Here is a 6,044-nt window from a genome sequence, read left to right on the forward strand (position 1 = left end):
TGGAGTGGCGCATGCTGCTGTCCGTCTGCGCCATGATCGCCTGGATCTCGCCGCCGATGCGCTGCGCCACGTGGCCCTGCCCGTTCTGCGCGGCCCAGCCCAGCACGCCGCCCACGTCCATTCCGTTCTGCCAGTCCACCGTGTACACCCGGTCGTGCCCCAGCCGCGCGGCCAGGCGCAGCCCGATCTGGTCGCGCTCGTCCCGGCCCAGGGTGAGGGACCCGGCGCGGTACCGCCGGTAGCGGTCGTTCCACACACTGTCCCGCGACGGCTCGGCCTCCAGCGCAATGCGCGTGGGGCGGAACTCCGCCAGTGCGTCCAGAATGGCCTGCACCTCCGCCTGCCGCCGCGGCGACAGCACGTCGTCCACCTGGGGATTGTTGTAGTCCAGCCCGGGGTTGGCCCAGTGCGCCGTCCCCAGCACCATCACCTGCGGCCGCGCGGGCGGCGGCGCGGAGGACTGCGCGTCCACACGGCCGGCGGTGAAAACGAGGAGCAGCGCGGCCAGCGCGCGCGGACGGAGCGGGGCGGTGTCGGGCATGAGTGTCGGGGGGTGGGGGTGGGACCGCGTCGGTGGACGGTGGGGTGTACGCCCGGGCGGCGGCGCGGGTTTCGCGCCTCGCCGGGTCGTCCTACCCGGTGCAGCCGGGCCCGGAACCTGCCCTGGCGGGGGTGCGCGGCGCGCCTTTGTACCCCGTTCAGGCCAGAGGAACCTTAGGCCGGGGGCCTGGTACAGAACCGCGGGAGACGGGTGGCGCGAAACGGCGCGCCGCGACCGTTGACGCGCACGGCGGGGCACTCTACCTTGTGCGCCCCCGTGCATGGGCACGGCTCCCTGAACCTTTTCCATCCCCGGTGCATTCAAGATGGCGTACGCGTTCGTTCACGGCACTCAGGACCTCCCCGGCAGCATCCGGGTGCGGTTCCGCGCGGCCGTGGCGGGGGCACGCGCCGGGGACGGCGGCGGGATGCGCGCGTAGCCTCCGGGGCACGCGCCGCTCCTCCGCCGCCCGTCGCAGCCGCGCCGGGCGGCTTTGTTTCCTTGGACGGCAGAGCTTTTGCAGTCCGCGCCCATCCGCTTTCGCGGGGCCGGACCCTCTTCGGAAGGGCACGTGAAGAACGACGACACGACCACGCAGCGCAAGGGAGCCCGCCGCCGCAAGCGGCAGGCGCCCAACCTGGAAGGGGGCTTCGGCGTAGCGGCCGAAGACCAGTCCAGCCTTGACCAGTACCTCAAGGAAGTCAGCACCCACTCGCTGCTGACCCCCGCGCAGGAAGTGGAGCTGGGCAGGCGTTCGCAGGTCGGCGACGAGCAGGCGGTCGCCGAGCTGGTGCGCGCCAACCTCCGCTTCGTGATTTCGGTGGCCAAGAAGTACCAGAACCGCGGCGTCTCCCTGGCGGACCTCATCCAGGAAGGCAACGTGGGCCTGGTCACGGCCGCCCGGAAGTTTGATCCGGAGCAGGGCGTCAAGTTCATCTCCTACGCCGTGTGGTGGATCCGGCAGGCCATTTTGTCGGCCCTGGCCAACCAGGGCCGCAGCGTGCGCGTGCCGCTCAACCGCGCCAGCGACCTGGCCAAGATCTTTCGCGAGCGCGAGCGGCTCAAGCAGGAGCTGCGTCGCGATCCCACGCCGCAGGAGCTGGGCGAGGCCACGGGGCTGTCCGTGGACATCGTCGAGAGCCTGCAGACGCTGAACGCGGCCGAGATCCGCCTGGACGCGCCCATCGGCGACAGCGACGACAGCCAGCTGATGGACCGCTTCGTGGCAGATTCCGCCATCGAGACGGAAGAAGAGGTCGAGGAGCGGCTGCTGAGCGAGCGCATCGACAAGGCGCTGGGCACGCTGCAGCCGCGCGACGCCAAGGTGCTCAAGCTCTACTTCGGCCTGGAGGGCGGACGCGAGCACACCCTGGAGGAGATCGGCGACATTCTGGGCGTTACGCGCGAGCGCATCCGCCAGCTTCGCGACCGGGCGCTCAAGCGCCTGCGCGAGGGCGAGATGGGCGAGGCGCTGGCCTCGTTCGCCGCGTGATGCGCACCCGCGCGCACCCGCACCCCACACGGCACCCTTCCGCACGGAGGGGTGCCGTTGTCTTTTCCGCCACGCGCGTGCAGCCAGTGTGCGCGCACCCGGACCGAAAACACCAATGCTGACGGGCACCATCAGGCAGGGACAGGGCGGCGTTTACGAAGTGGAGACGCCGGAGGGCGTGGTGGAGGCCTCGCTGCGCGGCCGCCTGAAGCGCGACGAGCGCTCGGGGGGCAAGGTGGTGGTGGGCGACCGGGTGGACCTGGAGTCCGAGGCCTCGGGCGAGGGGATCGTGTGGGCCATTCAGAACGTGCACGAACGCACGACGCTGCTGGAGCGCCGGTCGCCGGGCAAGGCGCCGCGCTCCAAGCCCATCGTGGCCAACGTGGACCAGGTGCTCATCGTCTTTGCCGCGGCCAACCCGGATCCGCACCTGCGCATGCTGGACCGCTTTCTGGTCATCGCGGGAAGCAGCGGCATCGCCCCGCTCATCGTCGTCAACAAGGTGGACGTCAAGGGCGAGGCGGCGGCGCGCGCCTTCTTTGCCCCGTACGAAAAGGCCGGTTACCGGCTGCTCTTTACCGCGGCCAAGGCGGGGATCGGGGTGGATGAACTGCGCGAATCGCTCTGCGGCCGCCTGTCCGCGCTCACGGGGCCGTCGGGCGTGGGCAAGAGCAGCCTGCTGAACGCCATCCAGCCGGGGCTGGGGCTGCGGGTTTCGGCCATCAGCGAGGCGGTCAACAAGGGGCGGCACACCACCGTGACCGCGCAGCTCATCCCGCTGGAGTGCGGGGGATGGGTGGCGGACACGCCGGGGCTGCGCGAACTAGGATTGTGGGAGATCGACCGCGACCAGCTGCAGTTCTACTTTCCGGAGATCGAGCGGCTGCTGGGCGGGTGCCGCTATCCCACGTGCAGCCACATCCACGAGCCGGACTGCGCCATCCGCACCGCCGTGGCCGCGGGCGAGCTGGATGCCGGCCGCTACGACAGCTACCGCCGCATGGTCCTGGGCGAAGACGACTTCTAGCCCGCCCGGGAATCCGCGCCCACGCCACCCGCGGTTTGCCGGGACGGTGATCGCCCTGCGCGCCGTATCCCATTGCCTCGCCGCGACTTTCTCATCCTGAGGAGGCGCCTCCCGCAGGCTCGGCGGCGCAGGAACCTGGCGCCGACGAAGGATCTGCTTTCCGCGCGGTCCAACTCCGCGGTTCACGCGGAGCGACGCCCGCGCTGAGTTTGTCCCCAGCGCAGTGGAAGCCCCGAACGCGGACGCGACAGCGGCCGCGTGCCGGGGCTTTCCGCTTCTGGAGCGGCGGATTCATCCGCTCGGACCCGCCGGATCTTCTCGAGCCGCATCCATCCGCGCCCGAGACTCGACGTGCGCGCGATCGCCGTCGGGCCATCGCCGTGATCCGCCCCTGAACGCGGAAGAGGAGCAGACGCCGGGTCTGCTCCTCCTCCTCTTTCGTTCCCCCTGCGCGATCAGCTGGTCAGGGCGTGCCCACCCGCTGCGCCGCGCCGATGCTGCGCGGCTCGGGCGCGCGCTCAATGCAGCGGCCCGCCTCCCACACCTTGCGCCACGTTCCGCTGTCGTGCGAGATCGCCTCGTACCAGCTCTCGCGCACGCCAAAGATCTGCACGAGCATCTCCGCCTGCCCGGCGCCGTTCCAGTTCATGTGGTCCACCATCTTGGGCGCGCCCTTGCCCGTCTTGTTGTAGGCGCGCACCTCGGTGTAGATCGGCGTGTACCCCGCGCGCTGCTCGTAATCCGCCACGTAGAACACGCTCCATCCGTCCGGCTCCGCCGCCCCCAGCCCCAGCTGGTCGCCCACCAGGTAGGTGGACGCCATCTCCGGGTGCCCGCCGCGAATCACGTCCAGCGCCTGAAGGTCGCGCATGGCGCCGCCCCAGCTGCGGGGGCGCGCCAGGCCGTTCTGCAGCACCAGCCGCTCGGCCACCAGCGAGGCGTAGCGGCGAATGGTGCCGTCCACCTGCGGCGGCGTGTACTCGCCCATCACGTCCGGCGCCAGTCCCTTGCGGAAGGCGAGGAACTCGCCCTCTGCCGCCGCGGCCGCCACCGTGGTGGCCTGCCCCACGGCCGTGGGCACGCCGCACGCCGTGGCCCGCCCGGGGTTCTGAATGGTCAGCGTTCCCACCTGCGCGCCGCGCCGGAACAGCACGAACTGCGCGTTGGGCGGCATCACCGCCTCGCGAAAGCGCTGCTCGTACGCCTGGGGCGACACGCCCGCCGGCTTGCGCAGCGTGCGGAGCGAATCGCCCGAGATCTCGGCCACGGGGGTCAGCTGGGCGACGCCGTTCTGCGCCCGCGTGACGTGAAACAGCACGGGCCCGGTGGGGAGCGCCATCCCCGCGATGGCGCCCGGCTCCGGCCCCGTGCCCTCGGCGGCGCCCGGGGGCGGCGGCGTAACCACCTGCACCGAAGCGCCGCCCCATTCCACGTTGTCGCAGGCGGCCGGAGCGGTTAGAATCAGGAGCGCCGCCACGCGGGCGGTGCGTGCTGCTTGGACGCGCATGGTGCGGTTCTGTCTGTCAGAAGAGCGGGCCGGCCCATCCGGACGGCCCGGCTTTTGTTTGCGGATCGGTTCGACCCCGCAGGCCGCGCGCTCCGCAAGGACCCGGCCAGCATCCAGCGCCAAGCTACGGCCGATCCCCGTTCGCTGCCAGATGATTGATCCCAGCGAGTTCCGCCGCGTCATGGGCCACTTCGCCACCGGCGTGGCCGTGGTCACCTCGTGCCGCAGCGACGGGACGCCCGCCGGGCTCACCGTGAGCGCCGCGTCCGCCCTGTCGCTGCAGCCCACCCTCATGATGGTGGCGCTGGACCGCAAGTCGCAGACGCACGCCTGGATCGAGCAGAGCGGCTACTTCGGCGTCAACATCATGGAAGAAGGCCGCGGCGAAACGCTGGCGCGGCGCTTTGCCACGGGCGGGCCGGAAGAAAAGTTCCGCGGCGTGGCCTGGCACCCGCAGACCACCGGCGCTCCCGTGCTCGACGACGCCCTGGCCTGGCTGGACTGCCGCGTGCAGGCCGCCCTTCCCGGCGGCGACCATACCATCTTTGTCGGCGAAGTCGTGGCCGCCGACACTCGTGAAGGCACACCCCTGGTTTACTATCGTGGCGGATTCGGACGCTTCGTCCCCTGAGGCCCGCGGACGGCCCTGGCCCGTGCTCGTCCGTGCGGCGCTGGCGGGCTTCGCCCTCGGGCTCATTCTGTTTGCCGCCGGCGCGCTGATCCTGTATCAGACGCAGGGCGTGCTTCCCGCCGCCGGAGGGCTGCTGGCCACCTTTGCCGCCGCGCTCGCCGCCGGCGTGTGGGCCGGCGCGCCCGGCGCCCGTACCGACGCGCCCCCCACCTGGCGCTGGGTGGGGGCGGGCGTGGCCGTGGGCGTGGCCGGCGGGTTCGGCACACTGTGGGCGCACTTCGGCTGGGACCGGCTGGGCGGCGTCGCGCGCGCCCTGGCCCTCCTCTTTCTGGTGGGCATCCCCGTCTACGCCATCGGCTTTCTGCTCCCCGGGCTGGCCAGCTGGGCCGCCGCGTTCCACGCCTCGCGCGACGAGGACGACGAGGAGCCCCGCGGCGGCGCGCGTGGGGCGGAGGAGGTGCTCCTGGCGGTGCTCCTGGGCGGCGCGCTGGGCTCCGCGCTGGGCGGGCTCCTGCTCATGCCGGCCGTAAGCCCGGGGCCCATGCTGCTGGGCGTGGGGCTGCTGCTGACCTTCCCCCTCTTCTTTCCTCGTGAGATGCCCGCGCCAGCGGGGACCAATGAGCGGGTGCTGCACGAGGAGGAGACCGCGTACTGCACGCTGCGGGTGACGGAAACCGTGTTCCCCGGCGGCGGGCGCCAGCCGGAAGTGCGGCTGTACGTCAACGAAGAGGCCGAGTCGGGCGAGCTGGAACGCAGCGGCGCGCCCACCTTCGCCTACATCGCCGCAGCGGAAAAGTGGCTGCGTGAGGTCACGCCGCGCGGCGCCTCGTACCTGTTCCTGGGCGG

The 6,044-nt window shown here is 71.7% G+C and carries 5 protein-coding genes and 1 pseudogene; 4 read left to right on the plus strand and 2 right to left on the minus strand.

All coding sequences use genetic code 11. The features are described 5' to 3' along the window. On the minus strand, positions 1-541 hold a 541-nt coding region (locus VF665_RS08605), incomplete at its 3' end, for a DUF5694 domain-containing protein (RefSeq protein ID WP_331053006.1). 571 nt (positions 542-1,112) lie between these two features. On the opposite strand from VF665_RS08605, the gene VF665_RS08610 reads away from it, so the two are divergent. Together VF665_RS08610 and rsgA are read left to right on the plus strand one after the other, a co-directional pair. Beyond that, complete coding sequence (locus tag VF665_RS08610) at positions 1,113-2,033, plus strand: RNA polymerase sigma factor RpoD/SigA (protein WP_331053007.1); 921 nt, start codon at positions 1,113-1,115, stop codon at positions 2,031-2,033. Between the two features lie 115 nt (positions 2,034-2,148). Continuing rightward, the gene (gene rsgA / locus VF665_RS08615; RefSeq protein WP_331053008.1) at positions 2,149-3,060 is read left to right on the plus strand and encodes a ribosome small subunit-dependent GTPase A; all 912 of its coding nucleotides are present in this window, start codon (positions 2,149-2,151) and stop codon (positions 3,058-3,060) included. A 463-nt stretch (positions 3,061-3,523) separates the two neighbouring features. Here the strand turns inward: rsgA and VF665_RS08620 are convergent, their stop codons facing one another. Further along, positions 3,524-4,567, minus strand: coding sequence for a hypothetical protein (locus VF665_RS08620; RefSeq protein ID WP_331053009.1), 1,044 nt, complete (start codon positions 4,565-4,567; stop codon positions 3,524-3,526). 151 nt (positions 4,568-4,718) lie between these two features. On the opposite strand from VF665_RS08620, the gene VF665_RS08625 reads away from it, so the two are divergent. After that, positions 4,719-5,198: a flavin reductase family protein gene (locus VF665_RS08625; protein WP_331053010.1), complete on the plus strand. Its 480-nt coding sequence runs from the start codon at positions 4,719-4,721 to the stop codon at positions 5,196-5,198. Further along, positions 5,170-6,044, plus strand: a pseudogene (locus VF665_RS08630) (hypothetical protein); the annotation flags it as partial. The gene VF665_RS08625 and the pseudogene VF665_RS08630, both read left to right, overlap by 29 nt.

Source organism: Longimicrobium sp., assembly GCF_036387355.1.
GTDB lineage: Bacteria > Gemmatimonadota > Gemmatimonadetes > Longimicrobiales > Longimicrobiaceae > Longimicrobium.

What these genes read in the sequence shown, in the direction of transcription:
- VF665_RS08620 (WP_331053009.1), bottom strand. Translation starts at nt 4,567, where the DNA reads ATGCGCGTCCAAGCAGCACGCACCGCCCGCGTGGCGGCGCTCCTGATT.
- rsgA (WP_331053008.1), top strand. Translation starts at nt 2,149, where the DNA reads ATGCTGACGGGCACCATCAGGCAGGGACAGGGCGGCGTTTACGAAGTG.
- VF665_RS08625 (WP_331053010.1), top strand. Translation starts at nt 4,719, where the DNA reads ATGATTGATCCCAGCGAGTTCCGCCGCGTCATGGGCCACTTCGCCACC.